Annotated in this window: 29 protein-coding genes; 14 read left to right on the forward strand and 15 right to left on the reverse strand. The window is 70.2% G+C overall.

Annotation, left to right across the window (positions count from 1 at the left end):
- Positions 1–100: 100 nt before the first annotated feature.
- From ASC65_RS11955 to rplS, 3 genes are all read left to right on the forward strand, one after another.
- Positions 101–1,960: a DUF885 domain-containing protein gene (locus tag ASC65_RS11955; protein ID WP_056453390.1), complete on the forward strand. Its 1,860-nt coding sequence runs from the start codon at positions 101–103 to the stop codon at positions 1,958–1,960.
- 104 nt (positions 1,961–2,064) lie between these two features.
- Entirely contained in the window at positions 2,065–2,790 is a 726-nt protein-coding gene (gene trmD / locus ASC65_RS11960; protein ID WP_056453392.1) for a tRNA (guanosine(37)-N1)-methyltransferase TrmD, read from the forward strand.
- 1 nt (position 2,791) lies between these two features.
- The gene (rplS, locus tag ASC65_RS11965; protein ID WP_056453395.1) at positions 2,792–3,220 is read left to right on the forward strand and encodes a 50S ribosomal protein L19; all 429 of its coding nucleotides are present in this window, start codon (positions 2,792–2,794) and stop codon (positions 3,218–3,220) included.
- A gap of 78 nt (positions 3,221–3,298) precedes the next feature.
- On the opposite strand, the gene ASC65_RS11970 is transcribed toward rplS, so the two are convergent.
- Positions 3,299–3,595 (reverse strand): hypothetical protein, encoded by a 297-nt coding sequence (locus ASC65_RS11970; RefSeq protein WP_056453398.1) that lies wholly within the window; start codon positions 3,593–3,595, stop codon positions 3,299–3,301.
- A 151-nt stretch (positions 3,596–3,746) separates the two neighbouring features.
- On the opposite strand from ASC65_RS11970, the gene ASC65_RS11975 reads away from it, so the two are divergent.
- Positions 3,747–3,992 carry a DUF5961 family protein gene (locus tag ASC65_RS11975; protein ID WP_056453400.1) on the forward strand — a complete coding sequence of 82 codons (246 nt, stop codon included), beginning with the start codon at positions 3,747–3,749 and terminating at the stop codon, positions 3,990–3,992.
- A 6-nt stretch (positions 3,993–3,998) separates the two neighbouring features.
- On the opposite strand, the gene ASC65_RS11980 is transcribed toward ASC65_RS11975, so the two are convergent.
- The 6 genes from ASC65_RS11980 to ASC65_RS12005 all read right to left on the reverse strand — a co-directional run bounded on the left by ASC65_RS11980 (position 3,999) and on the right by ASC65_RS12005 (position 9,529).
- The gene (locus ASC65_RS11980) at positions 3,999–4,484 is read right to left on the reverse strand and encodes a PA2169 family four-helix-bundle protein (protein ID WP_056453403.1); all 486 of its coding nucleotides are present in this window, start codon (positions 4,482–4,484) and stop codon (positions 3,999–4,001) included.
- A 66-nt stretch (positions 4,485–4,550) separates the two neighbouring features.
- Positions 4,551–5,357 (reverse strand): tryptophan 2,3-dioxygenase, encoded by an 807-nt coding sequence (locus ASC65_RS11985; RefSeq protein WP_056453406.1) that lies wholly within the window; start codon positions 5,355–5,357, stop codon positions 4,551–4,553.
- Positions 5,358–5,388: 31 nt separating this feature from the next.
- On the reverse strand, positions 5,389–5,655 hold the full coding sequence (locus tag ASC65_RS11990; protein WP_056453409.1) for a hypothetical protein: 267 nt from the start codon (positions 5,653–5,655) through the stop codon (positions 5,389–5,391).
- Positions 5,656–5,678: 23 nt separating this feature from the next.
- Entirely contained in the window at positions 5,679–6,041 is a 363-nt protein-coding gene (locus ASC65_RS11995) for a YdbL family protein (protein ID WP_056453412.1), read from the reverse strand.
- A gap of 19 nt (positions 6,042–6,060) precedes the next feature.
- Positions 6,061–6,249 carry a YnbE family lipoprotein gene (locus ASC65_RS12000; RefSeq protein WP_056453415.1) on the reverse strand — a complete coding sequence of 63 codons (189 nt, stop codon included), beginning with the start codon at positions 6,247–6,249 and terminating at the stop codon, positions 6,061–6,063.
- 79 nt (positions 6,250–6,328) lie between these two features.
- Positions 6,329–9,529, reverse strand: coding sequence for an intermembrane phospholipid transport protein YdbH family protein (locus tag ASC65_RS12005; RefSeq protein ID WP_056453418.1), 3,201 nt, complete (start codon positions 9,527–9,529; stop codon positions 6,329–6,331).
- Positions 9,530–10,053: 524 nt separating this feature from the next.
- On the opposite strand from ASC65_RS12005, the gene ASC65_RS12010 reads away from it, so the two are divergent.
- Positions 10,054–11,283: a M23 family metallopeptidase gene (locus ASC65_RS12010; RefSeq protein WP_235561489.1), complete on the forward strand. Its 1,230-nt coding sequence runs from the start codon at positions 10,054–10,056 to the stop codon at positions 11,281–11,283.
- Between the two features lie 6 nt (positions 11,284–11,289).
- On the opposite strand, the gene ASC65_RS12015 is transcribed toward ASC65_RS12010, so the two are convergent.
- Positions 11,290–11,940: a glutathione S-transferase family protein gene (locus ASC65_RS12015; protein ID WP_056453425.1), complete on the reverse strand. Its 651-nt coding sequence runs from the start codon at positions 11,938–11,940 to the stop codon at positions 11,290–11,292.
- A 47-nt stretch (positions 11,941–11,987) separates the two neighbouring features.
- On the opposite strand from ASC65_RS12015, the gene ASC65_RS12020 reads away from it, so the two are divergent.
- Positions 11,988–12,890, forward strand: a complete 903-nt coding sequence (locus ASC65_RS12020; RefSeq protein ID WP_056453428.1) for an alpha/beta fold hydrolase — start codon at positions 11,988–11,990, stop codon at positions 12,888–12,890.
- Positions 12,891–12,893: 3 nt separating this feature from the next.
- Here ASC65_RS12020 and maiA read toward each other — a convergent pair whose 3' ends face one another.
- Complete coding sequence (gene maiA / locus ASC65_RS12025; RefSeq protein WP_056453431.1) at positions 12,894–13,526, reverse strand: maleylacetoacetate isomerase; 633 nt, start codon at positions 13,524–13,526, stop codon at positions 12,894–12,896.
- Positions 13,523–14,176: a fumarylacetoacetate hydrolase family protein gene (locus ASC65_RS12030; protein WP_056453434.1), complete on the reverse strand. Its 654-nt coding sequence runs from the start codon at positions 14,174–14,176 to the stop codon at positions 13,523–13,525. The genes maiA and ASC65_RS12030 overlap by 4 nt, the downstream gene beginning before the upstream one ends.
- A gap of 138 nt (positions 14,177–14,314) precedes the next feature.
- On the opposite strand from ASC65_RS12030, the gene ASC65_RS12035 reads away from it, so the two are divergent.
- On the forward strand, positions 14,315–14,695 hold the full coding sequence (locus ASC65_RS12035) for a glycine zipper domain-containing protein (RefSeq protein ID WP_056453437.1): 381 nt from the start codon (positions 14,315–14,317) through the stop codon (positions 14,693–14,695).
- Positions 14,695–15,105: a hypothetical protein gene (locus ASC65_RS12040; protein WP_056453440.1), complete on the forward strand. Its 411-nt coding sequence runs from the start codon at positions 14,695–14,697 to the stop codon at positions 15,103–15,105. The genes ASC65_RS12035 and ASC65_RS12040 overlap by 1 nt, the downstream gene beginning before the upstream one ends.
- Before the next feature lie 68 nt (positions 15,106–15,173).
- On the opposite strand, the gene ASC65_RS12045 is transcribed toward ASC65_RS12040, so the two are convergent.
- From ASC65_RS12045 to ASC65_RS12055, 3 genes are read right to left on the reverse strand one after another with little or no spacing between them, the layout of a single operon-like run.
- Complete coding sequence (locus ASC65_RS12045) at positions 15,174–16,025, reverse strand: metallophosphoesterase family protein (protein ID WP_056453444.1); 852 nt, start codon at positions 16,023–16,025, stop codon at positions 15,174–15,176.
- Entirely contained in the window at positions 16,025–17,017 is a 993-nt protein-coding gene (locus tag ASC65_RS12050) for a diacylglycerol/lipid kinase family protein (protein WP_056453446.1), read from the reverse strand. The genes ASC65_RS12045 and ASC65_RS12050 overlap by 1 nt, the downstream gene beginning before the upstream one ends.
- A 57-nt stretch (positions 17,018–17,074) precedes the next feature.
- Positions 17,075–17,416, reverse strand: coding sequence for a hypothetical protein (locus ASC65_RS12055; protein ID WP_056453449.1), 342 nt, complete (start codon positions 17,414–17,416; stop codon positions 17,075–17,077).
- 162 nt (positions 17,417–17,578) lie between these two features.
- Here ASC65_RS12055 and ASC65_RS12060 point away from each other — a divergent pair, with 162 nt between their 5' ends.
- The 4 genes from ASC65_RS12060 (at position 17,579) to ASC65_RS12075 (ending at position 21,419) form a co-directional block, all read left to right on the forward strand.
- Positions 17,579–17,917, forward strand: a complete 339-nt coding sequence (locus tag ASC65_RS12060; RefSeq protein ID WP_056453452.1) for a YMGG-like glycine zipper-containing protein — start codon at positions 17,579–17,581, stop codon at positions 17,915–17,917.
- A 96-nt stretch (positions 17,918–18,013) separates the two neighbouring features.
- Entirely contained in the window at positions 18,014–18,457 is a 444-nt protein-coding gene (locus tag ASC65_RS12065) for an OmpA family protein (RefSeq protein ID WP_082526022.1), read from the forward strand.
- 56 nt (positions 18,458–18,513) lie between these two features.
- The gene (locus ASC65_RS12070; RefSeq protein WP_327019507.1) at positions 18,514–20,709 is read left to right on the forward strand and encodes a protein-disulfide reductase DsbD family protein; all 2,196 of its coding nucleotides are present in this window, start codon (positions 18,514–18,516) and stop codon (positions 20,707–20,709) included.
- A gap of 11 nt (positions 20,710–20,720) precedes the next feature.
- Positions 20,721–21,419 carry a thioredoxin family protein gene (locus ASC65_RS12075; protein ID WP_082526023.1) on the forward strand — a complete coding sequence of 233 codons (699 nt, stop codon included), beginning with the start codon at positions 20,721–20,723 and terminating at the stop codon, positions 21,417–21,419.
- Positions 21,420–21,802: 383 nt separating this feature from the next.
- Here ASC65_RS12075 and ASC65_RS12080 read toward each other — a convergent pair whose 3' ends face one another.
- Positions 21,803–22,279 (reverse strand): hypothetical protein, encoded by a 477-nt coding sequence (locus ASC65_RS12080; protein ID WP_056453453.1) that lies wholly within the window; start codon positions 22,277–22,279, stop codon positions 21,803–21,805.
- Positions 22,280–22,393: 114 nt separating this feature from the next.
- Here ASC65_RS12080 and pgi point away from each other — a divergent pair, with 114 nt between their 5' ends.
- Positions 22,394–24,019 (forward strand): glucose-6-phosphate isomerase, encoded by a 1,626-nt coding sequence (gene pgi / locus ASC65_RS12085; protein WP_056453454.1) that lies wholly within the window; start codon positions 22,394–22,396, stop codon positions 24,017–24,019.
- 359 nt (positions 24,020–24,378) lie between these two features.
- Positions 24,379–24,819 (forward strand): hypothetical protein, encoded by a 441-nt coding sequence (locus ASC65_RS12090; protein ID WP_056453455.1) that lies wholly within the window; start codon positions 24,379–24,381, stop codon positions 24,817–24,819.
- An 83-nt stretch (positions 24,820–24,902) separates the two neighbouring features.
- Here ASC65_RS12090 and ASC65_RS12095 read toward each other — a convergent pair whose 3' ends face one another.
- A complete protein-coding gene (locus ASC65_RS12095; protein WP_056453456.1) occupies positions 24,903–25,433 on the reverse strand; it encodes a hypothetical protein in 531 nt (176 codons plus the stop codon).
- Positions 25,434–25,500: the final 67 nt, after the last annotated feature.

Here is a 25,500-nt window from a genome sequence, read left to right on the forward strand (position 1 = left end):
CGCTTCGATGCACGGTCTGTGGAGCTTTGGTGCAGGCCTCCCTTGCGCGGCGCACGGCTTGCGGTGAAGGTCGCGCCCTGAAGTTTCCGGGAGGGTTTCCATGCGTCGTCTGCTCGTCTCCACCGTCTGCGCCGTCGCCGTGCTGGCGGGCGCTCCCGCCGCCGTCATGGCCCAGGACGCGACGCCCGCTGCAACCGCCCCGGCCCAAAGCCCGAGCGAGAGCGAAGACGCCCGGTTGGCGGCCTTCTTCGAAAAGGCCTTCCAGGAGCGGATCGCCCTGTCGCCGCAGACGATGACTTCGCTGGGCATCAAGACCGACTACGGCAAGCTGGACGACGGCACCGACGCCGCCGCCGACCGCTCGCTGGCCCTGGCCGAGCGCCAGGCGGCCGAGTTGAACGACCAGTTCAATCCGAAGACCCTGAGCGACGAGAGCCGCATGTCCTGGCGGCTGTTCGAATACGGCGTCGAGCAGGCGCGCCTGCAGAACCAGTGGCGCGATTGGGGCTATCAGTTCGCCGCCAACGGCAATCCGACCACCGGCCTGCCGGTGTTCATGATCAACAATCACCGGGTCGATTCCGTCGCCGACGCCGAGGCTTATGTCTCGCGCCTGAAGGAGTCCGAGCGGGTCATGGGCGAGATCGCCGCCGAACTGCGCGACCGGGCCGTCAAGGGCGTGATCTCGCCGAATTTCGTGTTCGAGCCCTCCATCGCAAACACCCGCAACATCATCACAGGCGCGCCGTTCGACGACGGCAAGGACAATCCGGTGTGGGCCGACTTCCAGAAGAAGGTGGGCGCGCTCGATACGGACGCCGCCACCAAGGAACGCCTGCTGGCCGAGGGTCGGGCGGCCCTGACCGGCGAGTGGAAGCGCGGCTATGAAGGCGTGCTGACGGCGCTGGACGAGGTGAAGGCCCAGGCGGCCGCCATGCCGAACCGCGACGCCGGCGTGTGGCGGCTGCCGCGCGGCGAAGAGTTCTACAACGCCCGCCTGCGGCTCTCGACCACCACCGACCTGACCGCCGACCAGATCCACCAGATCGGCCTGAACGAGGTCGAGCGGCTGCACGGCGAGATGCAGACCATCATGGACCAGGTCGGGTTCACGGGCACGCTGCAGGAGTTCTTCGCCTTCCTGAAGACCGATCCGCGCTTCCAGTATCCGAATACCACCGAGGGCAAGGAGCAGTACCTCACCGACAGCCGGGCCTTCATCGCCCAGGTGATGGCGGCGGCGCCGCAGTATTTCAGCGACCTGCCCGAGGCGGCGCTGGAGGTCCGCTCCGTGGAGCCGTGGCGCGAGGCGACCGCCTCGATCGCCTTCTACAACGCGCCGGCGCCGGACGGATCGCGCCCGGGCATCTACTACGTCAACCTGTCGGACATGACCCAGGTGCTGAAGCCCCAGATCGAGGGCATCAGCTATCACGAGGGCGCGCCGGGGCATCACTTCCAGATCGCCTACGCCCAGGAGATGCAGGGCCTGCCGTCGTTCCGCCGCTTCGGCGGCTACGGCGCCTACGCCGAGGGCTGGGGCCTGTACGCCGAGCGGCTGGGCAAGGAGATGGGCTTCTACCAGGACCCCTATTCCGACTTCGGCCGCCTCTCGACCGAGCTGTGGCGGGCCGTGCGCCTGGTCACCGACACCGGGCTGCACGCCAAGCAGTGGAGCCGCGAGGACGCGATCGAATACTTCCGCCAGAACTCGCTGCTGAGCGAGCGCGACATCGTCAAGGAGGTCGAGCGCTACCTGACCAACCCGGGCCAGGCGACCAGCTACAAGATCGGCGAACTGAAGATCACCGAGCTGCGCGAGAAGGCCCGGGCTGCGCTGGGCGACAAGTTCGACATCCGCAACTTCCACGCCGTGGTCCTGGGTTCGGGCTCGGTGCCGCTGGACATCCTGGAGGATCAGGTCGACGCCTGGATCGCCGCGGGCGGCGGAGCTCTGTAGGGTCTAGGTTCTAGGGGCTGGGTTCTAGGGGAAGGAAGGGCAGAGGTCCGGCCTCGCTTCCCTAAAACCTAGTCCCTAGCCCCTCACCCCTGTATCAGGCGGCCATGCCCTTCACCGCCACCGTCCTGACCATGTTCCCCGAGGCCTTTCCGGGCCCGCTCGGCGTGTCGCTGATCGGCACCGCGTGGCGCGAGAAGGGGCTCTGGACCCTTGATACGCTTGACATACGGGCCTTTTCCGAAGATAGGCGCGGCTTCCTGGACGACACCCCCGCGGGTGGCGGGCCTGGAGCCGTGCTCAAGGCGGACGTGGTGGCGAGGGCGCTCGATAGCGTAGCCCAGCCGCAGCGGCCCCTTCTGTACATGAGCGCCCGGGGTCGGCCCCTGACCCAGGCGCGCGTCAAGGAATGGGCCAAGGCGGACGGGATCACCGTTCTCTGCGGTCGGTTCGAGGGGGTGGACCAGCGGGTGCTCGACGCCCGGGGGTTCGAGGAGGTCTCCGTCGGGGACGCGGTGCTCGCCGGCGGCGAGGCGGCGGCCATGGTGGTCATCGAGGCGTGCGTACGACTGATCCCCGGAGTGCTGGGCCAGGCCGAAAGCCTGAGTTCGGAGAGCTTCGAGGACGGCCTTCTGGAACATCCGCAGTACACGCGACCGCGGACGTTCGAGGGGCTGGAGATACCCGAGGTGCTTCTGTCGGGCGACCACAAGAAGGTCGCACAATGGCGCGAAGAGCAGCGGGAACTAACCACGCGGGAGCGACGGCCGGACCTCTGGGCGGCGCATCTCGCCAAATCACAGCTAAAGGGCGGCAAAGCCCGAGGAGAGTAGAATGAACATCCTGCAGACCATCGCGGCGGAAGAAAAAGCCCGCCTGATCGACAAGCGCGCCATTCCGGAATTCCAGCCGGGCGACACCCTGCGCGTCAACGTGAAGATCAAGGAAGGCGAGCGCGAGCGCGTTCAGGCCTTCGAGGGCGTGTGCATCGCCCGCGCCGGCGGCGGCGTGAACGAGAACTTCACCGTCCGCAAAATCTCCTTCGGCGAAGGCGTGGAGCGGGTCTTCCCGATCCTGTCGCCGAACATCGAATCCATCGAGGTGAAGCGTCGCGGCGTCGTCCGTCGCGCCAAGCTGTACTACCTGCGCGACCGTCGCGGTAAGTCGGCCCGTATCGCCGAGAAGCAGACCGCCCGTGCGCCGAAGGGCGCCGCGGTGCCGGTCACCGGCTCGGCCGAAGGCCCGGCCGACACCGAAGCCTGAGCTTCGGATCGCTGACAAAGACGAAGGCCCCGGTCGCAGGACCGGGGCCTTTTTCGTGGCCGGAAGGCCGGGACGCCCCTAGGACGGCGGCCGCTCCGGCGGGCCGCGAGCGAGCTCGGCGACCTGGGCGCGGCGGTTGCGCCGACGAGCGCGGCCATAGCCGATGAAGGCGGCTACGGTCGACGCCACCAGGATCGGCACGACCACCGGCAGATGGTCGACCATGCGCCAGCCATAGAACTCGCTGACCGCGAAGACGGCGACCAGGGCGACCACGCCCCCGCAGAGCGCCGCACGCCAGGCGCCGCCCGTGGGCCGGGGGGCGTAGACCTCGGCCCGATCGGCCGCTTCGCGCTGGAGTCTGGGTTGGTCCATGGGCCCGTCCTGGGGGCCACGCGGATCGCCGGCCGCTCGGCCGGTCCGGGGATCGACCTCCGTCAGATGGGGATGCGGGCGGCGATACGCCAGCGAGACGGCGCCTCCGGGCGGCGATGAATCCTTTTCCCGGCAGGCGCGTTGCTGAGTCATGACCGCTGTCAGACCCCTCGCCGCGCACCGCCGCTTCTTCGCCTGGGCCGAGCACGCCGGCCGCGCCCACGGCCATCTGGTCGAGGCGGCCAGCTATGAGGCCGCCGCGGTCGGCTATGCGGAGCTGTATTCACCGGCCCCGATCGACGGCGGCGAGGTGCGCATCCACGTCGCGGGGGTGGATGACCACCGGCAGCATTGCTTCCTGGTCGACCTCGACGACGCCGCCGCGCGCGTCTGCTGATCGGGCCTACTGCGGAAACAGGCGGTTGTCGGCGTCGTGCTGGCCTTCCAGGCTGCGCTTCAGTTCATTGATGGCGTCGTGGTCGCCGCTGAGGCGCTCCCAGGCCCGGCGGATGGTCTCCCGGGTGGTGGCGGAGATGTGCGAGTCCTCGAGCGCCTTCGCGAAATGCGCGCGGACGTGATCCTCGGTGCTTTCGACGGCGTCGACGAGGCTGAGCTCATCGCGCAGCAGGGCGTGCTTCACATCAAGAAAGGCGCGCTGGGCCTTGGCGAGCAGGGAGCCCTCGGCGTCGGGCTCGCCGCCCAGGCCGCGGACGCTGAAGCTCAGGTCCTCGGCGACTTCGCGACGTTCGACGTCGCGTCGTTCGAACAGTTCGCGGTAGCCGGTCTCGGCGGTCTCGCCGGCGGCGTTGCGATAGCCGTCGGCGCTGTCGATGGTGCTTCGGATCAGGCCGTTGAGCACCTGGATGTCGTGTCGGTTGGCGTTGGTCATGGCCTCGTCTCCCGGAGAAGAGACCTGAGTAACCGCCAGCCAGCGGTGAAGGTTGCGAGAACGCTGTTACAGACGCGTCCGCAGTGACCACAGTTCCGGGAAGCAGCGGCGCTGGAGCGTCTCGGTCAGATAGCCGACACCCTCGGTGCCGCCGGTGCCGCGACGACGGCCGATGATGCGTTCGACGGTGACCACATGCTTGTGGCGCCAGGTCAGCAAGGCGTCGTCCAGGTCCACCAGCTTCTCGGCCAGTTGGTACAGCGGCCACCAGCGGGTGGTGTCGCGGTAGACCTCCAGCCAGGCGTCCTCGACCCCCTCGGAGGGCTGATACGGACGGCTGACGTCGCGGGCGAGAACCTCGGCCGGCACCGGCAGGCCGGCGGCGGCCAGCTGGGCCAGGGCGTCGTCGTAGAGACTGGGCGCCTCGAGGGCGGCCTTAAGCGCGGCATAGGCCTCTGGGCGCTCCTCGTGGAAGCGCAGGAAGCGGTCGTCCTTGAGGCCGAGCATCGACTCGAAGCGGCGGAACTGGTCGCTCTGGAAGCCCGACGACGAACCGAGCACCCCGCGGAAGCGCAGGTAGTCGGCCGGGGTCATGGTGGCCAGGATGTCCCAGCTCATGGTCATGACGGCCTGGATGCGGCTGACGCGGGCCAGGCTCTTGTAGGCGGGGACGAGGTCGCCGGCGCGGACCAGACCCTGGGCCAGGGCCACTTCGTGCAGGATCTGCTTGAGCCACAGCTCCTTGGTCTGGTGGATGATGACGAACAGCATCTCGTCATGCTCGGTCGACAACGGGTGCTGGGCCGCCAGCAAGTCGTCGAGCGCCAGATAGCCGGAGTAGGTGATGTCGGACGGGTGAGCCGCTTCGGTCATGGGCGCGGTATCGCGCGCGGCGCTTCCGGGCTCAAGACTTGTCGTCATCGCGGCCCGGATCGTGCGTATTGTCGACGCGGTCGTCCCAGCCTTCACGGTCGGACTTGAAGGCCAGAGCCATCAGGAGCCAGGCGAGGGCGACGGTCCCGAAGATGCCCAGCGACAGGGCGATCCAGCCATGCACGGTCAAGTCGCCGCCGCCGATGGCGCGCCAGAACCCGCTGACGCCGAGCGTCGAGGCCGCCGCGATGGCGACGGCGACGAGAAGATTGACCAGCAGACGAGGAAGACGGGGCATGGCCCCCTCCTACAGCTCCAAGCCTAGCGCTGCACCCATTGGCCCTGGGCGTTGCGGTACCACTCGCCGGAGGAGATGCGGGGGCGCAGCTGGGTCTCGAACATGCGCGAGCCGGCGACGTCGGGGGTGGTGCCCGCCGAGGTGGCGCTGCGGGCGTAGGCTTCGCGGCGGGCGGCGTTGGTCACCTGCACGGCCTGGGTCAGGGCGGCGTCGGACGAGGCGACGCGGAAGCCCACGAAGCCGTCGGCCTGTTCACCGACGGTGCCGGCCGCCTTGGCGGCGTCGATCAGCGCCTTCTGCTGCGGAGTCTGGGCGAAGGCTGCGCCGGCGGCCACGCCGAGGGCGGCGATGGCGGCGGCGATGACGAAGATCTTGCGGAACGACATCAGGGGGCGGCTTTCGCGATCAGAACAGGTTCGGGTTCTCGACGAGGAGGTCCTGGAGCTCCTTGTCGAGACGGACGCGGACGTCGGCGTCCAGCTTGGCGTAGATCTGGATCGGATCGACCTGCAGGCGGACCGTGGGCGTGCACGCGCCCAGGCCGAAGGCGGCGGTGAGGCCGATCAGGGCTAGGCTCTTGCGCGTCCGGTTCATGGACAGGTCTCCGGTTTCGATCCGCGCCGATTTAACGCTGCGTATGGTGAATGGGTTCTGAACGGCAAAGGCGGCCGGATCACGGCGCAGGATCGGGGTCCGGCTGGCCGGCCCGGGCGCGGTTCAGGGCCATGAGATCGCTGATCAGTTCGTTGACGTTCAGGGTTGTGTCGAGCGTCAGGTCAATGCCGGTGCCGGACGGCAAGGGCAGCTGGCGATTGAGGAACTCCCGGCTGATCAGATCGGCGATTGAGACCCGCAGTTCCTGGTGTTGGGGCGGGTCGTGGCGGCCGCGGATCCGGAACAGGACGCTGAGCCGGCCCTGCTCGAGACTGTTCACCTCGGCCGACAACACGTCGAACGAGAGGTTCTCCATCGCCTGATAGGCCAGGTCCTGAACCGTATTGGGGGGAACGCCCGCGCCGCCGCCGCCGGCTTCGAGGCCGGACAGGGCTTCGCGGCCGATCGACAGGCGGCCGGGCCGCACCGCCGAGAGGGAGCCGCCGACGACGCGCAGGCCGTGCTCAGGATCGTTCGTAAACGGCAGGCGACCGGAGACGACGGCGTCCAGCACCACCTTGTCGCGGAAGCCCGAGCCGGCGATCACCTCGCCCAGCTGGACGTTCTCGAGCACCAGGACGCCGCTGTACGGCTGGGCCCGGTCAAACGGCAGGGCGAAGGGCTCGAGCTTGACCAGCCCCCCGGCGACATCGACGTCGCCGCCCTCGATGGTGATGGCCGCCTTGTCGAGGGCGAAGGTGACGTCGAGGTCGGTGACCGGGGCGGCGGTGTCGAGGCTCTCGGCCGTCAGATACTGGCCCGGGGCGGTGGTCAGGGGCGCCAGACTGGTCAACTGAACCGTGCCGGTCAGGCCCTTCACCGGACCGACGGGACTGACGAAGTCGAGACGCGGTATGTCCAGGACGCCGGAGCTGGAGCCCTCGGCGTCGGCCAGCCAGTCGACCCGGCCCCGGAAGCTCACGGAACCGATGGCGGGCGACCCGACGAAATCGGCGGCCAGGGGACTGAGGTCGTCAGGCTGGAGACCGCCCTCCGCAAAGACAAGGCTCGGGACGTCGATGTTCAGGCCGCCCGCGCCGCGGGCGCCGTCATGAGCCAGGGAAAGGCGGCCGAGGGAGGTCTCGCCGTGGGCGAGATCGAATTCACCGGTCCAGTCTTCGCCCACGAGGCGGGCGCGGCCGCTGGCCGCTACGGGGTGGAAGCGGGTCGGCTCCGTGGCGTCGACCAGACGGGCGCGCGCGATGCGAGCGTCGAGGCCGAGGCCACGGGGACCGCCGGTGGCGACGAACTCGCCGCGGGCGTCGCGGACGTCCAGCGCCAGGAAGGGCACGGCGGCGTCGAGGTCCGACAAGCCGCCCTCGGCTCGCCAGGCGCCGTCGGTGACCGTGACGAGCGGAGCGGCGACGGGGCACAGGCTGCCGGAGATGTCGGTGACGTCATTCTCGTCCAGCTCAAGGCGGCCGACAGTGACCGGCGCGCAATCGGCGGCCACATAGGTCAGGCGGCCGTTGTTCGAGGCGAGCTCGCCGCGGGTGGTCACGGTGATGTCGCGGGCGAGGTCGAAGTCGAGCGCCGCGCGGCCGTCGAGGACGGCCTGGAAGCCGCCGGGCGTCAGGCGCCAGTCCGGAATATTGAACGCCGCCTCGGGCAGACCCTCGCCGCGGGTCGCAGCCAGCGCGAGAGCGCCGCCGCCCATCTGGCCGCGCTGGGCGGAGAAGATCGGTCCCGCGCCGGGGCTGACGGTCAGGACGCCGCCGTTGGCCGGGCGCAGGGTCGCCGGGCGGGCCAGCGCCAGCCGAGTCCCGCCGCCGCTGGAGACCAGGGTGAAAGCCGGAATGTCGACGGCGAAGTCGCCCAGGGCCCGCTTCATCGCCGCCAGCTCAGGCGCGTCGTCGCGCGCCGACGGACCGAACAGGGGCCAGGCGCCGTGGGCGGCGCGCAGGCCGCCGTCGGCGGTCAGGCGGAGGCCGGTGTCGGAGACCAGTTCGAAATCGGCGGTCCCCCGCGCGCCGGACAGGACCATGTCGTCCCAAACCAGCCGGTCCGCGGCCAAACCGACGGGCCCGAAGGCTTCGACGGCCGCGCCGCGGCCGCCGAGGGTCAAATGGTTGGACGTCAGGGCCACGCCCGAGCCCTGCAGGCCCGCGGCCGAAGCACGGCCGGCGGCGGCGCGGACCGGCCCCTCCAGCCGCCAGGCGAGACCTTCGTCATCGCGCGTAAGCACCGCCTGGGCGTTGTTCCAGCGAACCGTCGGGGCGGCGCTGTCGAGATCCGGGGCGTCGATGCGGGCCGCGGCGAGCTCGGCGTCGGCCTGGCCCTCGATGACGAAGGTTTCGATCCAGCCGGTGGTCTTGCCGTTGAAGTCGAGGCTGATCCTGGCCTCTTCGGCCGCGGTATCGCCGAAGGCCAGCCGATCGGCGACGAGGTCGGCGTCGACACGGGCGACCCCGTCACCGCGACGCTGCTTGAGGTCGGGATAGGGCAGATCGCCGACAAAGGTCAGGCGCGCGCCGGCGCCCTGCGCGCCGGGGGTCGTCAGCTGGTCGGCGAAGACCGCGCCGCGCACCGCCACGCGATCGCCCGTGGTGGTCAGCTCCAGGGCGGCGGACAGCGCGTTCGCTTCGGTCGCGCCGCTCTTCAGGTTCGCGGCGGGCATGCGGGCGCTGAGGCGAACCAGTTCGCCGTTGTCGACGCGGGCGTCGCCGAGGATGGTCGCGACGCCGTACTCCGTATCGAGGCGCACCCGCCCCTGCTCGACGAGCACCAGCGGACCGCGCTGATCCGGACGCGGCGGCCGGTCCTTGAACTGTTCGATCAGGGGATCGAGCGAGCCCAGAGACAGCTTGCCGTCGCGCCAGGAGGCCCTGAGCACCGGGCGCAGCAGGCGGATCCGACTGGGGGTGACGCCCAGGCCTTCCTTCGACCAGGGCGCGCCGACGGCGTAGTCGACCTCCACCCGCTCGACGACGACGTCGGGATTGCGCGGGTCGCCGATACGGATGCGGGCGATGACGCCGTCCAGCTCGACCTTCTCGATCTCCAGGTCCGCCTCGACCCCCTGGCGCTCCAGCCAGCCGACCAGCACCTGCCGGGCCGCGGCGCGGCGGTTCAGATAAAGCAGGCCGGCAAGGACGAGGAGGACGCACAGGATAACGCCGGCCACCAGCAACAGAAGCCGTCCGCCGCCGCCGCGCGGACGGGTCGGGCACGGCGTCGGCGAGACGGACGACGCCTGATCGGGCTCAGCGACGTCGCTCATCCGTGGCGCTTGTCCATCAGCAATGGAAATTCTCCAGACAGCACATAAAGCGTGACAATGAAAACACGGTACAGTGGCGCTTCAGCCACTTTGAATGCAGAGCGGACTTCAGCAAGGCAGAAGCATCATCCGCTCGCGAAGACCTGAACGAAAGAGCGTCAATACACTGTTCGAATCTCTAGATAAGCTCTTCGATCACGCAGGCTTTACCGCACGAATTGGGGCCGGTTAACGACTTGTAACGATCCGTCTTCCCATGATCGCGTCAGCGGGCTATACGGCCTGTCTCGCGTCGGGGTGTTTTCGGACGCGATCCATGCATTTGTCAGTAGCTTTGGGCGCCGGACGGCGTCGTCAGTTTTCGGGGACCGATGGCTCAGTTCGATCCACGTCGCCAACCGATGCGCCTCGCGCCACACGCCCTCACGGCGGTGGCCGCGCTCTCGGTGGCCTTGCTTGCCGGTCGCGTATATCAGCCCGCAAAGGCTGAAGAAGTTCCCGAACTCACTGCCGCGCAGCTCGCCGTGATCGAGGCCCAGGCCTTCGCCGCCGCCGGGACGCCCGCCGGCCTGACCACGCCGGAAGCCGTTCCGGTGCAGATCCGCAAGGGCGAAACCTTCGAACAGGCCGTGCGTCGCACAGGCATTGCGCCGGAAGAGGCCTCGGCCGTCGCCGCCACCCTGTCGAACGCCATGGATGTGACGGCGATGCGGGCCGGCCAGAAATTCGAGACCGCTATCGCCAAGCCGCGCGGCGGCCGCGGCGACGCCCGGCTGATCGGCCTGACCATGCGCACCGGCCCGGCCAGCCAGGTCACCGTGTCGCGCAGCTTCGACGGCGCCCTGCGCCTGCGCGCGCTGGAAGAGAAGGTCACGCACGAGATCGTGGTGCTGAACGGCAAGGTCGAGGGCTCGTTGTCGCGCACGGCGCGCCGCGAAGGCGCCCCGGCGGAAGTCGCCCGCGTGGCCGGCCGCCTGTTCTCGCACAAGTTCGACATGGACCGGGACGTCAAGTCGAACGACGCCTTCACCTATGTCTTTGGCCGCACGGTCACTGAGAACGGCCGCACCATCGGCACCGACGGTCTGCTGTACGCCGAGCTGAAGGGCGTGGCCTTCTATCGCTTCAAGCCCGCCGGCGCCCGCGAGGCCCAGTATTTCGACGCCACCGGCAAGAACACGCGTTCGGCCTTCATGCGCACCCCGCTGGAACGCGGCTTCCGCGTCTCGTCGAGCTTCGGCTTCCGCCGCCACCCGATCGCCGGCTATCGCAAGATGCACCAGGGCATCGACTTCGCCGCCGGCACCGGCACGCCGGTCGTGGCCCCGGCCGACGGCGTGGTGGTCGAGGCCCGTCGCTGGGGCGGCTACGGCAACTGGCTGCGCATCCGTCACTCGAATGGCCTGGAAACCGGCTACGGCCACCTGTCGCGCTACGCCTCCGGCATGCGCGCCGGACAGCGCGTTCGCCAGGGCCAGGTCGTCGCCTATGTCGGCTCGACCGGCGCCTCGACCGGCCCGCACCTGCACTATGAAATCTGGCAAGGCGGCCGCCGCATCAATCCGGCCGGCGTGAAGACCCAGGAGGGCACGGTCCTGGCCGGGGCCGACCTGGCCGCCTTCCGCGCCGAGAAATCCCGCATCGACCGCATCATCGCGGCCGGCGGCGAGCGCCGTCCGCAGGTTCAGCAGGCCGCGCTGCGGCCTGCCGGCGCCGGTGCTCCTGCTCCCGCGGCCGCCCCGGCGCGCGGCTAGGGTCCCTCAGCTCCCGGCGTTGGCCGCGGCGATCAGGGCGTCGTCGAGGCCGCTTGCCCGGATAGACGCCTCGCGCTGGAACAGCCGACCGGCGTAGGCCTTGAAGGCCTCTCGCTCGGGCAGGGTCTTGAACTGCAGCCCCCAGCCGATCTGGCTGCCGACGTAGACGTCGGCGGCGGAGAAGCGGTCGCCGAGAATCCACGGCCCGTCGCCGGACACCGCCGCTTCCAGCGCGTCGACGACATTCTCATATGTGCCGTAGCCGACCATGCCCGCCTTGTCGGCCGGCGCGAGCAGCCCGAGCGCCTTGGCCGAAACCGAGGCCTCGACCGGCCCGGCGGCGAAGAACAGCCAGCGATAATAGGTCCCGCGCCTCGGGTCATCGAGGGCCGGAGCCAGGCCCGCCTCGGGAAAGGCGTCGGCCAGATAGGCGCAGACCGCGGCTCCCTCGGTGACGGTCACCCCGCGATGGGTGATGGCCGGCACCTTGCCCATTGGGTTGATCGCCAGATAGTCGGGAGCCTTCATCGTCGTGCCGTAATCGAGAACGACGGTGCGATAGGGCTGCCCGACCTCCTCCAGCATCCAGCGCGCGATGCGACCGCGCGACATGGGGTTGGTGTAGAAGACGATTTCGTCGTCGGCGGCCTGGATCATCTGGGCTCTCCCGGTGTTTTCGGGGGCAACGCTAGACCGAAGGCGCGATGGAACAAAGAAGAAACATTCTGAAGGCGCTTGCCGGATCGGCCCTGGCGGGAGGGGCGTCGGCCCTGGCTCCCGGCGCGTGGGCGCAGGCCGCCGGCTTCCGATCGTCGCGGATCGTGGTCGAGACCCGCGGCGCCGGCCCGGACCTGATCCTGGTCCCGGGCCTGGCCTCGACCGCCGCGGTGTGGCGGGGCACGGCCGACAGGCTGGCGGGGCGGCGCAGGCTGCACCTGGTCTCGGTGCGCGGCTTCGGCGACCTGGCGCCGGGCGCCAACGCCCAGGGCGCGGTGATCGGGTCGGTGGCCGGCGAGATCCGTCGCTATGTCGCCGAGGCCGAGCTCGAGCGCCCGGCCCTGATCGGCCACTCGATGGGCGGCCAACTGGCCCTACGCGTGGCCGCCGACGCGCCGAGCCGGATCGACCGACTGATGACCGTCGACGCTTCGCCCTTCTTCCCGGCCCTGGTCAGCCCCGGCGCGACCGTGGGCGACATCGAGCCGATCGCCCAGGTGGCTTATCAGGCGGTGCAGTTCCTCGGCGACGACGCCCTGCAGGCGCGCGGCCGCAACGTCGGCCTTGAGCTGGGCGGCGCCGCCGACGCCATGTTCAACGCGGTCGGCTGGCAGGGCGGCGACCGTCAGGTGCTGGCCCAGGCGCTGTACGAGGTGATGACCATCGACCTGCGCCACCGGTTGCCGGACATCACCGCGCCGGTGACGGTCGTCTACGGCTGGAGTTCGGACAAGAACTCGCCGCGCAGCCGGGCGGACAGCCTGTTCCGCGGCGCCTACGCGTCCCTGCCCCGCCCCGCGACGTTCGAGCGGATCGAAGGGGCCGAGCACATGGTGATGATCGACCAGCCGACCCGGTTCATGGCGGCGGTCAACCGCTTCCTCGACTGAGGCTCAGTCGGCGTCCGGCTGGTTGTCCGGGTGCGCCTCGATGAAGGCCGAGTGTTCACGCGCCGCCGCGTCGACGGCCAGCAGGCGCGGGAAGGCGTCGAGTGGGACATTGAAGCGCTGGGCCGAGTAGATCTGCGGGATCAGGTAGCAGTCGGCGAGGGTCGGGGCGGAGCCGAAGCACCAGCCGCGGCCGTGGGTGGCCACCAGGGCCTCCAGAGCCTCGAAGCCGGCATGGATCCAGCGACCGGCCCAGGCGTCGATGGCGGCCTGGTCGGCGCCGAACTCTTCGCGCAGCACCTTGCCGATGCGCAGGTTGTTGATCGGGTGGATGTCGCAGCCGATGACCGCCGCCATGGCCCGGACCTGGGCGCGGGCGAGGGGAGCGGACGGCAGCAGCGGCGGCTTCGGATAGGTCTCCTCCAGCCATTCCAGGATGGCCGGGCTCTGGATCAGGACGGCGCCGTCCACCTCCAACGCAGGCACCAGCCCTTGGGGATTGAGAGCCAGATAGGCCTCGGACTTCTGCACGCCCTTCCGCAGGTCGACGCCCCGCTGCTGGTAGATCAGGCCCTTGAGCGCCAGGGCGATGCGGGTGCGATAGGAGGTGCCGGAGCGCCAGTAGCCGTGCAGGATCATCGCGGCCTCACCGTAAACGAAAGCGGCTGGAGCCCGCCGATCGAAGCCTCGACGCGGTCGCCGGGTCCGATCGGACCGACGCCCTCGGGCGTGCCGGTGAAGATCAGGTCGCCCGGGCGCACGTCCCACAGGGTGCGTGCCTTGGCCAGGATCTCCGCCGGCGACCAGACCATATCGTCGAGCCGGCCGGTCTGGCGGGTCTCGCCGTTGACGCGCAGTTCGATGACGGCGGCCGGGTCGGGCAGGGCGCCGAGCGTCACGGGGCCGCAGGGGGCTGACTGGTCGAAGCCCTTGGCGGCGTCCCACGGGCGGCCCTTGGCCTTGGCGGCGGCCTGCAGGTCGCGACGCGTGAGGTCGCAGCCGACGGCCCAACCGGCGATCTCGCTGTCCGCGCCGACGACGCAGACCAACTCGACCTCATGATGCAGATCGGCCGTCTCGGTCGGATAGAGCGGATCGGCTCCATCGACGACGAGGGCGTCGCCCGGCTTGGAGAAGAAGAAGGGCTCGGCCCGCTCGTGGCCCATCTCGCGGGCATGGGCGGCGTAGTTCTGGCCGACGCAATAGATGCGTCGCACGGGCACGCGGGCGGCCGACCCAAAGATCGGCAGGGAGGCGGTCGGGGCGGGCGGGAACAGCCAGTCGGTCATGGCCGTTGTCTAGGCCGGGTTGCGGCGCTTCGCCAGCGGCGTGGCCCATGCTGCATTGCGGGAACCGGCACGGCGGAGTGGCGTTCCGGCTCAGGACTCTCTATCTAACAGCCAAGCTTAAGCCAGCGGAGCGCGCATATGGCCACGACCAAGGCGGCACGAACTGCCGTGAAGAACGACCTCAACACCCTGAAGGACGACCTGAAGGTGCTCGGCGCCGAGGAAAAGGCCGCCCTTAAGGAAAAGGCCACCGCCGCCGAAGCCAAGCTGCGCGCCAAGGCCGCTGACACGGAAGCGCGCCTGCGCGAGCAGTCGGAAGTCCTGCGCGAACGCGCCCGCGGCTACTATGACTCGGCCCGCGTACGCGGCCAGGCCTACTATGACGAAGCCTCCGAGCGCTTCGACGAGGCCCAGCGCTATCTGACCGAGCGGGTGCAGGAGCGTCCGATGCAATCGACCGCCATCGCCCTGGGCGTCGGCGTGGTCCTCGGCCTGCTGCTCGCCGGCCGTCGCCGCTGATGATCGGGGCGGGGCTGGTCAAACAACTGGGGCGCAAGGCGATCGCCGCCGGCGTCGCCGCCGGTGCGGCCCTGGTCGCCGTCATCTGCTTCGGCGCGACCGTCTACTTCCTGCTCAGCATGGTGCTGGTCGAGGCCGCCGCGGCCGCGCTCACCATGCTGCTGTTCGCGGTCGCCGGACTGGTGGTGGTGATGGTCTTCCTCAAGCGCGAGGCGCAGGAGGAAGAGTACGAGGAAGAAGAGTCCCCGGGCATGGGCCAGCGGGCCTTCATGCTGTTCAAGGAACGCCCGATCCTGGGCACCGTCGCGGCCCTGGCCGGCGGCTGGATCTTCCTGCGCAATCCGGCGCTGGCGACCATGGTGGCCGCGGCCTTCACCGAGAAGAGCCACCCGCCGCGCCGTCGCCGCTGAGTACGACCCGTTGAGATCGAAAGGGCCGCGGTTCATGCCGCGGCCCTTTTGCTTTGAGCGACAGGGGTTCAGGTCGCGGCCAGCTCGCGCTCCCCGGGGGCGTTGGGATCCGGCGCGGTCGCCGTCTTGCGGGTGTCCTGACGACGCGGCAGCCGCCAGGTCTGCTTCGCCTCGAAGCCCTCGCCGGTCCAGGCGATGGCGGTGACGACGATCTCCTTGGCGTCCCATTCGATCTGGTTGAAGCTGGGCGGGGCGCCGCGCTCGCGATGCGACAGGGTCCCGCAACCGACTGCATAGGAGCAGTGGTCGCCGACATTGATCGGCAGGGCGAAGGGCACGTGCACGTGGCCGGTGGTGATGATGTCGACCCCGGCCTCGGCGAAGATCAGAGCGGCGGCGTCGCCGCGCTTCACATCGCCGGTCATGGGCGTGCCGATCATCTCGACCAGGGGATGGTGGCAGGCCAGGACGCGAAGGGCGCCGACGGGAGCCTGCCGCAGGGCCTCTGCCGCCTTGCGGGTCTGGTCCAGGTCGATGACGCCCTTGGACCAGTTGGGCCGCGCCTGCCAGCCACGGGCGGTGACGACGCCGCGCACCATCAGGTTCGGGCTCAGGAACTGGTGGTCGTGCGCCGGATGGCCGGTGGCCTTCTCAAACGCCTTCCAGGGATGAAACAGACGCGCCGGCAGGCTCCAATAGGGAACATCGTGGTTGCCGACGATGACGAAGCGCGGGTCCGGCATGCGGCGGATCCATTCGCCGGCCGCCCTGAACTCGTCAGGAAAACCCTGCTGCGTGATGTCGCCGGTGATCAGGATCAGGTCCGGCGGCGCGGCGTGGGCGAAGTCGAGCGCCGCCTCGCACGCGCGTTTGTGCTCGCAGCCGAAATGCACATCGGAGAACTGGAGAATACGCCCCACTAGACGCTGTCCTCGGCCGCCGGCGGTATGGGGGCGAGGGCCTGGAAGGCCTTGCGGATGAAGCGGACGCGAGCATGCGGCCGCAGCAGGGTCGGCTCGCCGTCGATGACCGCGGGGATGCGCGAGCGGGCGCGCATCGCGACCTTCTGCGTGGCCTTGGTGGTCACCGAGGGGTCCTGGCGCCAGTCGCCGACGACGGCGGTGGCGGCCAGTCGGAAGGCCGCTGCGGCGTCGGCGGGGTTCATGGCCGCAGCCTCGAGTCCCGTGTTCTCCTCCATGACCCGCGAGATCATCGGGCTGATCAGCACCAGGGCTTCGGACCGGCGCTCCGGTCGGCCGTCGAGGATGTAGCGGATGCGGCCGGAGAACGCGCGTCGGAAGGCGCGGCGGGCGTAGGCCCAGGCCAGGCCCAGCTTGCCGACGCGGATCGCCTCGCGCGCCGGGGCCCACAGGGCGGGAGAGCCGAAGATGGCCGCGCAATAGAAGGCTTGGCGGGTCTGGCCGTCATCAACCTCGCCGCCGGCGACGGATTGCGGCGCACCCTCCTCGAGCGCGGATTTCAAAGCGGCCTTCCAGTCGGTGGTGCCGTACAGCGCCTTGGGCAGCATGTTCATGGTGCCGCCGGGCAGGGGCGCGATCAGGGGACCATCCGGACCGGCCTTCGAGGCGATCGTCCCCGCCGTCCCGTCGCCCGCGAGGACGAACAGGACGTCGGGACGCGCTTCGAGCGCCGCATCGATCTGGGCGTCGAAACGCCCGGCGTCGAGCACCTCCACCGACGCCTCGCAGGCGTACTGCGAAAGCAGGGCTTCGGCCTCAGCCGGGGCGCCCGAGCCCACGCTGCCGGACAGCGGGTTCACCAGCATGATGACCCGCTTCAGCTGGATATGTTCGGTCAGGGGACGAGGTCCCTCTGCGGATGCGACAACGTCGGCCGGCGCCGTTGCGGGCGCGGCCGGCGGATCGGTCGCAGTGCTCAAGGTGGCGCTCATCCGGCCCGAACGTCCCGCCGGACGTGATGTTCCGGCGGGACGGGGAGCGAAGCGCGACTATTGCTTCTTGAGCTCTTCGGTCGCAGCGGCGACGCCGGCCTGAGCCGCATCGCCGGTCTTCTCAGCCGCGCCCTTGGCCGCGTCGCCGGCCTCGTCGGCGCCCTTGGCGGCCTCGCCCTTCACCACGGACACGCCCTTGGCGATCCATCCGTCCATCATGGCGCCACCCTCGGCGAGAGACTGCTCCTTGATGCCCAGGGCGGCCGTCAGCACGCCGAACAGGGCCAGCAAGGTGATCAGCAGGCTCACCACCGGATTGCCCCGGCGATGCTTTGTGCGCGCCCACACAGGACTGTGATCAGCGCCGTCCGCCATGCGGACCGGTTCGGAAAAACGCATACGAAACCCCCGTTTGTCGCCCCATGCGGGGCCGACCGCGCCCTCCGCGCCGCCGTCCTTACGAGCCCGCATCGGGCCCATCAGCCAGCTTAACCCGGGAACCGTGGCGGTTCGCCAGCATTATCAACCGCGGGGAGAACACGAGGGATGAAGGACATACCCATGAAAAAGGCAGTCATCGCCATAGCCGGCGCAGGACTCCTCGCCAGCGCCTGCGCAAGCGACCCCTATATCACTGACAGCGAAGCCACCCGCCAAGGCGCCATCGGCGCCGGTCTCGGCGCGGTTGCGGGCGCCGTCATCGGCAACAACGTCGGCGGCGGCAGCGCCGGGACGGGCGCCCTGATCGGGGCCGTCGCGGGCGGCGCCATCGGCGCCATCCGCGGCTCCAACCAGGACCGCGCCAATCAGCAGCGCTATCGCGACAGCCAAGGGCGGTACTACTACTGCTACGACGGCCGTCAGGACGAGTGCTACTGGGAGAACGGTCAGCGCCGCTAAGGACGCAAGCCGCGATACCTTGAGAAATCGGGGGGCGGTTCGTCGTGCGGCGGACCGCCCTTTTTCTTGCCCGGAAGGGCGACAGGAGGGCGACGAATGAAGGGGCTGTACGGAATTCTGGCGGTGGTGGCGCTGGCGGGGTGTGCGAGCACGCCGGCGACGCCCGAACGGGCGGCGATCGTGGCGGAGCCGGGCCGGTGCACGGCGCAGCGGTTCGAGGTCTATTTCCCCGAGGCCGAGGCGCGGCTGACCGACGCCGCAAGGCAGACGCTGGGCGCGACGGCGGCGCAGCTGCAGGGCTGCACCATCCAGAAGGTCACGGTCATCGGCCTGGCCGACGGCAGCGGCACGCCGGCCGCGAACCAGACCCTGTCGGAACAGCGCGCCGTGGCGGTGACCAAGGCGCTGGAGGCGCAAGGCTGGCCGGCGCCCGCCTTCGATGTCGAGGCGGCGGGGGCCCAGGGCGCAATCCAGGCGGACGGCTCGACCGCGCCGATGCGCCGGCGCACCGAGGTGCTGGTCGAGGTCGCGCCGCAGTAGCGCTGAGACAGCACGCCGCGTGACGGGAGGCGGGGGACGCGGCTAAGGTCGCGCCCGTGACCCCGATCGTGACCCGCCTCGTCAAAATTCTCGTCCTTCTCGGGCTGCTGCTGGCGCCCGCGAGCGCGTTTGCGCAGGGCTCCAAGGGCGTGCAGCGCACCGAGCGGATTGCGGCCGAATTGGTCGCCATGTCGCAATGGGCGGCGCCGGGCTCGACGGCGATCGTAGCCGTGCGCCAGGACATCGAGCCGGGCTGGCACACCTATTGGCGCAATCCGGGCGACAGCGGCGGCCCGACGACGCTGGACTGGACCCTGCCGGCGGGCGTGAAGGCCGGCGACATCGTCTGGCCCCTGCCCGAGCGCCAGCGGCTGCAGAGCCTGATGAACTACGGCTACCAGGGCGTGGTCTATCTGCCCGTGCCGATCGAGATCCCGGCGGATGCGCGGCCGGGCGCCACCCTGCCGCTGAAGGTCGAGGCCACCTTCCTGGTCTGCAGCGCCGAGATGTGCGTGCCGGACGACCTCACCCTGACCCTCGACCTGCCCGTCCGCGAGGGCGCCGCCCCGCTCGACCGGGCCCACGGGGCAGCCATCCAGCGCATCGTCGAGACCGCGCCGCGCCCGGCCGGGATCACCGCCCGCATCGCGCTGCGCGACGGGGTGCTGAGCCTGAGCGCCGCCGGCGGGCCGCTGGCCGGACGCGATCCGGGGCCGAGCTATTTCTTCCCCTTCGAGGGCGGCGTCATCGACCACGCCGCGCCCCAGTCGGGCCGCTTCGGGCCGCAGGGCCTGACCCTGGCCGTGAGCCCGGGCGGCAAGGTCCGCTCGAGCGGGCTGGGCGGCCCGGTGCGCGGCGTGCTGGCGACCGACCTGGGCGCCTTCGAGATCGAGGCCGAGCTGGGCCCCGCCCTGGCCGGCACGAGCGGTTCGGGCGACCTGGCGCCGGCCCCCGATGCGGGCGCGCCGACGGAGGCCGCCGCGACCGACGGCGCCGCCTTCGGGCCATTCGTGAAGGCGGCCCTGTTCGCCCTGCTGGGCGGGCTGATCCTCAACCTCATGCCCTGCGTCTTCCCGATCCTGGCGATGAAGGCCGCGGCCCTGGCCCATTCGGCCCATGACGCCGGACAGGCCCGCCGCGACGGCCTGGCCTTCCTGGCCGGGGTGCTGGCCACCTTCCTGCTGCTGGCCGGCCTGCTGCTGGTCCTGCGCGCGGCCGGGCAGGCGGTCGGCTGGGGCTTCCAGCTGCAGTCGCCGCCGGTGACGGCGGGCCTGGCCCTGCTGATGCTGGTCATCGGCCTGAACCTGTCGGGCGTCTTCCAGGTCGGCGGCAGCCTGCAGGGCCTCAGCGTGGGCCGCTGGGCGCGGCTCGGCGGACCGGCGGGGGCCTTCCTGACCGGCGCGCTGGCGGTGATCGTCGCCGCCCCCTGCACCGCCCCCTTCATGGCCGTGGCCCTGGGCGCCGCCCTGCTGATGCCCTGGCCGATGGCCCTGATCGTCTTCCTGATGCTCGGCCTCGGCCTGGCCCTGCCCTACGTGCTGGTCAGCCTGATCCCGGGCCTGCTCTCCCGCCTGCCCAAGCCGGGCGCCTGGATGGAGCGGCTGAAGGGGTTGCTCGCCTTCCCGATGTACGGCGCCGCCCTGTGGCTGGCCTGGGTGTTCAGCCGTCAGACCGGGGCCGAGGCCATGGCCCTGCTGCTGGCCGCGGGCCTGCTGCTGGCGCTGGGCGTCTGGCTGATCGGAACCGGCCAGTCCGCCCAGGCGGCCGGGCGACGCGGTCTGGTCTGGCTGGCGGCCGGAACGGTCTCGATCCTGCTGGCCCTCGCCGGCCTGTTCGCGGCGGCCCGGGCCCCGGTCGAGCCGGCGACAGGGGCGCCCGCCGCGGAGGCCGCCGGCATCGCCTCGGCGCCCTGGTCACAGGCCGCCGTCGACGCCGCCGTGGCGGAAGGACGGCCGGTGCTGGTCAATTTCACCGCCGACTGGTGCGTGACCTGCAAGATCAACGAGCGGGGCGCCCTGTCCTCGCCGCGCGCCAAGGCGGCCCTGGAGGCGGCGGGCGCCGTCTATCTGGTCGGCGACTGGACGCGGCGTGATGACGCGATCACCGCCGAGTTGCAGCGCCACGGACGGTCGGGCGTTCCCCTGTATCTGTTCTACGCCCCCGGGCAGACCGAGCCGCGCATCCTGCCGCAGCTGCTGACCGAGGGCGTCGTCATCGAGGCCCTGAAGGAGGGCCGCCCAGCCGGATCCTGAAGGAGGCCGCCATGACCGCTCGCTTCGCCCTCCCCGCCGTCGCCCTCGCCGTCCTGGCGCTGGGGGCCTGCCAGCAGCAGTCGACCTCTCCCGAAGCCCCGGCGGCGGCGGCCAAGGCCGAGGCGACCGCGGCCGTGACGCCGACCTCGGCCGCCATGCCCATGGCCGGCCAGGCCGCCCCGGCCTTCACCCTGGTCGACGCCCAGGGCGTGCAGCGGTCGCTGGCCGACTTCCGCGGCAAGACCGTCGTGCTGGAGTGGACCAACGAGGGCTGCCCCTATGTGAAGAAACACTATTCCGGGGCCATGCAGGCGCTGCAGCGCGCGGCGGTGGCCGACGGCGTGGTGTGGCTGTCGATCATCTCCTCGGCCCCGGGCACGCAGGGGCATGTCGAGGGCGAGGCGGCCCGGCAGTGGCGCGACCGCACCAAGGGCGCCGCCACCCACCTGCTGCTCGATCCGACGGGCCAGGTCGGCAAGCTGTACGGGGCCAAGACGACGCCGGACATGCGGGTGATCAATCCGGAGGGCCAGCTGGTCTACGTCGGCGGGATCGACGACCGGCCCACCAGCAAGGTCGAGGACCTGGAAGGGGCGAACAACTACGTCCAGGCGGCGCTGGCGGACATGAAGGCGGGTCGGGCGGTGCGGACGGCCTTCGCGCCGTCGTACGGGTGCTCGGTGAAGTATCCGGAGACGGTGGGGACCTGAGCCCCGCTCGGTCACCTTCACCCTTCCGCGAAGCGGGAACCTGAGCAGGTTCGTCACGAAGGACACGAAGGGAGCACGAAGAACACAGAGGGGGCCGAGCTGGATCGCTTCGTGCCCTTTGTGTGATCTTGGTGGCCTTTGTGACGAACTAGCCATTCGTCCCGATGCCCGGCTTCGCCGGGATATCGCGCCCCTCTCTCCGTTCAACCCGCTTTTCAGGAACGTCATCCTCGGGCTTGACCCGAGGATAGGATGTCGTGCGCTGCGGTGACGGGAGACGGCCCTCCGCGAGCGGAACATCACCTGTGACGGAGCACCGGACCGTCTGGCCCTCGGGTCAAGCCCGAGGGTGACGGTTGGAGTGCGGTCCGAGTGCGCGAGCCCTAGACCTCCGGCTGCGGGGGAGCCGTGATCACTTCGACGTTGTCGTTGAGGAGGTAGGCCAGCTCGTCGAGGGCGACGCGGCGTTCGGCGGGGTTGGGGGCGGTTTCGACGGCGGCGACCTTCTTGGGCATGTCCTCGGCGATGCCGCGCAGGATGCATTTGAGGTCCCCGTCCGTGCCGCGGTCCTTGAGGATGAGGTGGCCCTGCATGTCGAGGTCGGCGAGGGCCACGGTGCGGGCCTTGAAAGCGGTGAAGGCCTCGCCGGTGAGGAAGCCGGGGGCGTCGGCGGCGCCGGAGGCCATCCAGCCCTGGACTTCGCCGTGAAGGACGCCCGAGCGGGCGACGATGTCGGCGAACAGGGGCTCGCCCGCGACGGAGACCGGCGCCTCGGCGACGGCGGCCGGCTGGGCCGCGGCGAGGGCCACGTTGGGGTCGGAGAGCAGGAGCGAGACAGCCAGGGCGACGCCGCAGGACATGGAGAACCTCTCGGACGAAATGATTTCTGTTCCGAATCCCGGATTCGGGTGTTGAACCGGCTTACGCCCCACCCGTAAACGAGGGGTTCACCCCCTCCCCTCCCGAGATCGCCCATGACCGCCCGCACCCAGGCCCTGACCATGCTTCGCGCCGTGGCGAAGAAGGACGCCGGGGCCCGTATCGTGCACCAATTCGCCACCGATCCGCGCCGAACCGAGCGGATGGGGGTTGAGGCGGCCGGCCTGTATGTCGACCTGTCCAAGCAGTCGTGGAGCGCCGAGGGCTTCGAGGCGGCGCTGGACCTGGCGCGGACCTGCGACGTCGAGGGCCGGCGCAACGCCCTGTTTGCAGGCGAGGCGGTCAACAACACCGAAGGCCGCGCGGTCCTGCACCCGGCCCTGCGCGCCGCCGACGACGCCGACTTCCATGCGCTCGGCGAGGCCGTGTCCAAGGAGGTGACCTCGACCCGGGCCGAACTGGCCCGCTACGCCGTCGACATCGGCTCGGGCGCCGAGACCGGCGGCAGCAAACAACCCTTCACGGCCATCGTGCACATCGGCATCGGCGGCTCCGACCTGGGCCCGCGCCTGCTGTGGGACGCGCTGCGCCCGCTGGAGCCGACCATCGATCTGCGCTTCGTGGCCAATATCGACCCGCGCGACATGGCCGAGGCCCTGGCCGGGCTGGACCCCGAGACCACACTGGTGGTGGTGGTGTCCAAGACCTTCACCACCCAGGAGACGTTGGCCAACGCCGATCTGGCCAAGGCCTGGCTGGCCGAGAGCCTGTCGCCGCGGCGCATGGTCAAGCACCTGGTCGGCGTCACCGCCGCCCCGGACAAGGCCAAGGAATGGGGCTGCGGTCGCACCTTCGGCTTCCGCGACTGGGTCGGCGGCCGCTATTCCCTGTGGTCGGCGGTGAGCCTGTCGGTGGCCGTCGCCCTGGGCTGGGACGTGTTCGAGCGGGTTCTGGACGGCGCCCGGGCCATGGACGAGCATTTCCTCCAGGCCGACCTGGAGAAGAACGCCCCGGTGCTGATGGCGCTGGCGCAGGTGTTCAACGTCGAGGGCCTCAACCGCCCGGCGCGCACCGTCGCCCCCTATGCGCACGGCCTGCGCCGCCTGCCGGCCTTCCTGCAGCAGCTGGAGATGGAATCGAACGGAAAGCGGGTGAAGCGCGACGGCAAGCCGGTCGACACCGCCACCGGCCCGATCGTGTTCGGCGAGCCGGGCACCAACGGCCAGCACGCCTTCTTCCAGCAGATCCACCAGGGCCCGATGGTGGTCCCGGCCGAGTTCGTGGTGGTCGGCCACACCTCCGAAGCCGCCATGGACGACCGCGAGGGCGACGCCCCGCTGTGGTCCAACGCCCTGGCCCAGGCCCAGGCCCTGATGGTCGGCAAGTCCGAAAAGGAAGCCCGCGCCGAGCTGATCGCGGCGGGCGCGGACGAGGCCGAGGCCGACCGGCTGGCCCCGCACAAGACCTTCCCGGGCGACCGGCCCTCGACCACCCTGCTGATGGACGCCCTGACCCCCGAGGCGGTCGGCGCCCTGCTGGCCCTGTACGAGCACAAGACCTTCGTCGAGGGCGTCATCTGGGACATCAACAGCTTCGACCAGTGGGGCGTCGAGCTGGGCAAGGTGCTGGCCAAGGCGATCCTGAAGGACGTTGCGGCGGGCGAACCGAGCGCCGGTCTGGACCCGTCGACGGCGGAGTTGCTGAAGCGGTTGATGGTGTGAAGTCCGAGCGCGGCTAGGATCGCCCTTCAGCGAAGCGGAACCCAAGCTGGTTCGTCACGAAGGACACGAAGGGGACACCAAGGACACGAAGGGGCTTGGAGGCCCTCGGTCGCTTTGCGCCCTTCGTGAGATCTTCGTGTCCTTCGTGATGAACCAGCCAGCTTCAGACTGATGCCCGGCTGGGCCGGGGAGCACTGCCTGTCGCGGAATGCGGCTTACGCCGACTGCGGCGACCCTCACCCTTTCGCGCAAGGACGACGGCTGCGCCGCCGTGCGCTCAAGCCCTCTCCCATTGGGAGAGGTGGGGCGAAGTGCTATGCTTGGTCATCGGAGGGGCGCTCATCCATTCGGAGGCGCCGATGTTCAGACCCACACTGGTGATCGCGGCGCTCGCCGCCCTCGCCTTTCCCGCCATCGCCCAGGACCCCGCGGCGCCGACGCGCTCGGAGCGGGTGGCCTTCGCCGAGGGGGCCGGGTCGGCCACGGTGACCGGGACGATCACGGGCTATGAAACGGTCGACTACGTCATTCCGGGAGAAGCCGGCGAACGGCTGACGGTCAATCTGCAGACCAACACCTCGACGGCCTACTTCAACGTCACCGGGCCGGACGCCAGCGAGGCGATGTTCGTCGGCTCGGTGACGGGCAACCGCTTCAGCGAGGTGTTGGCGACGGGGGGCGACTACACCGTCCGCATCTATCTGATGCGCAATGCGGCGCGGCGGTCGCAGAAGGTCGATTACACCCTGACGGTGGCGATGCGCGCGGACACCTCGGCCGCGTTGACGACCCCGCAATAAGAAGACGGGCCCCGTTTCCGGAGCCCGCCTCCCTCGCCCGCACGTCCGGCCTTACTCAAGCGGCCGGACGGAAGGTGATCGGCTTACCAACGACGGTCGTAGCGATAGTCGCGGTTGCGGTTCTGGCTGCTGCGCCACTCGCCGTGGTTCCGCCAGAAGCGGCCGTCCCGGTAGTAGCCGCGGCCCTGATAGGTGCGGCCGTCGACGTAGCGATTGTTGTCGTAGCCGTACTGGCGGCCGTCATACTGGCCACTGTTGTACTGGTAGCGGCTGTTGTAGTCGCGGCTGTTGATGCCGTGCTCGCGCTCCCAGTGGCCCTCGTTCCGGTAGCAGCGGCCGCCGCGATAGTAGCTGCAGTCGTCGCCGTTGTTCGAGCCCGCAGCCGCGCCGACCGCAGCGCCGGCGAGGGCGCCGCCGGCGATATAGGTCCCGTCGCCGTTGCCGAGCACGGCGCCGGCGAGGCCGCCGACGACGGCGCCGAGGATGGCCTTCTCGGCCTGGTCGTTGTCATTGCGGTCGCGATAGTTCTGGGCGGCGGCCGGCGTGGCGGCCATCAGGCCCAGGGCGCCGACCACGGCGGTCGCGGTGAGGCTGGTCTTGGAAAGCGTCTTCATGGTCGGTCTCCTTTCCCGGCCGCGCTGATGCGCCGGTTGTGGAGACGTTTATGGACCCCCGCGTCTG

Origin of the sequence: Brevundimonas sp. Root1279, from assembly GCF_001425945.1 — a bacterium.
GTDB lineage: Bacteria > Pseudomonadota > Alphaproteobacteria > Caulobacterales > Caulobacteraceae > Brevundimonas.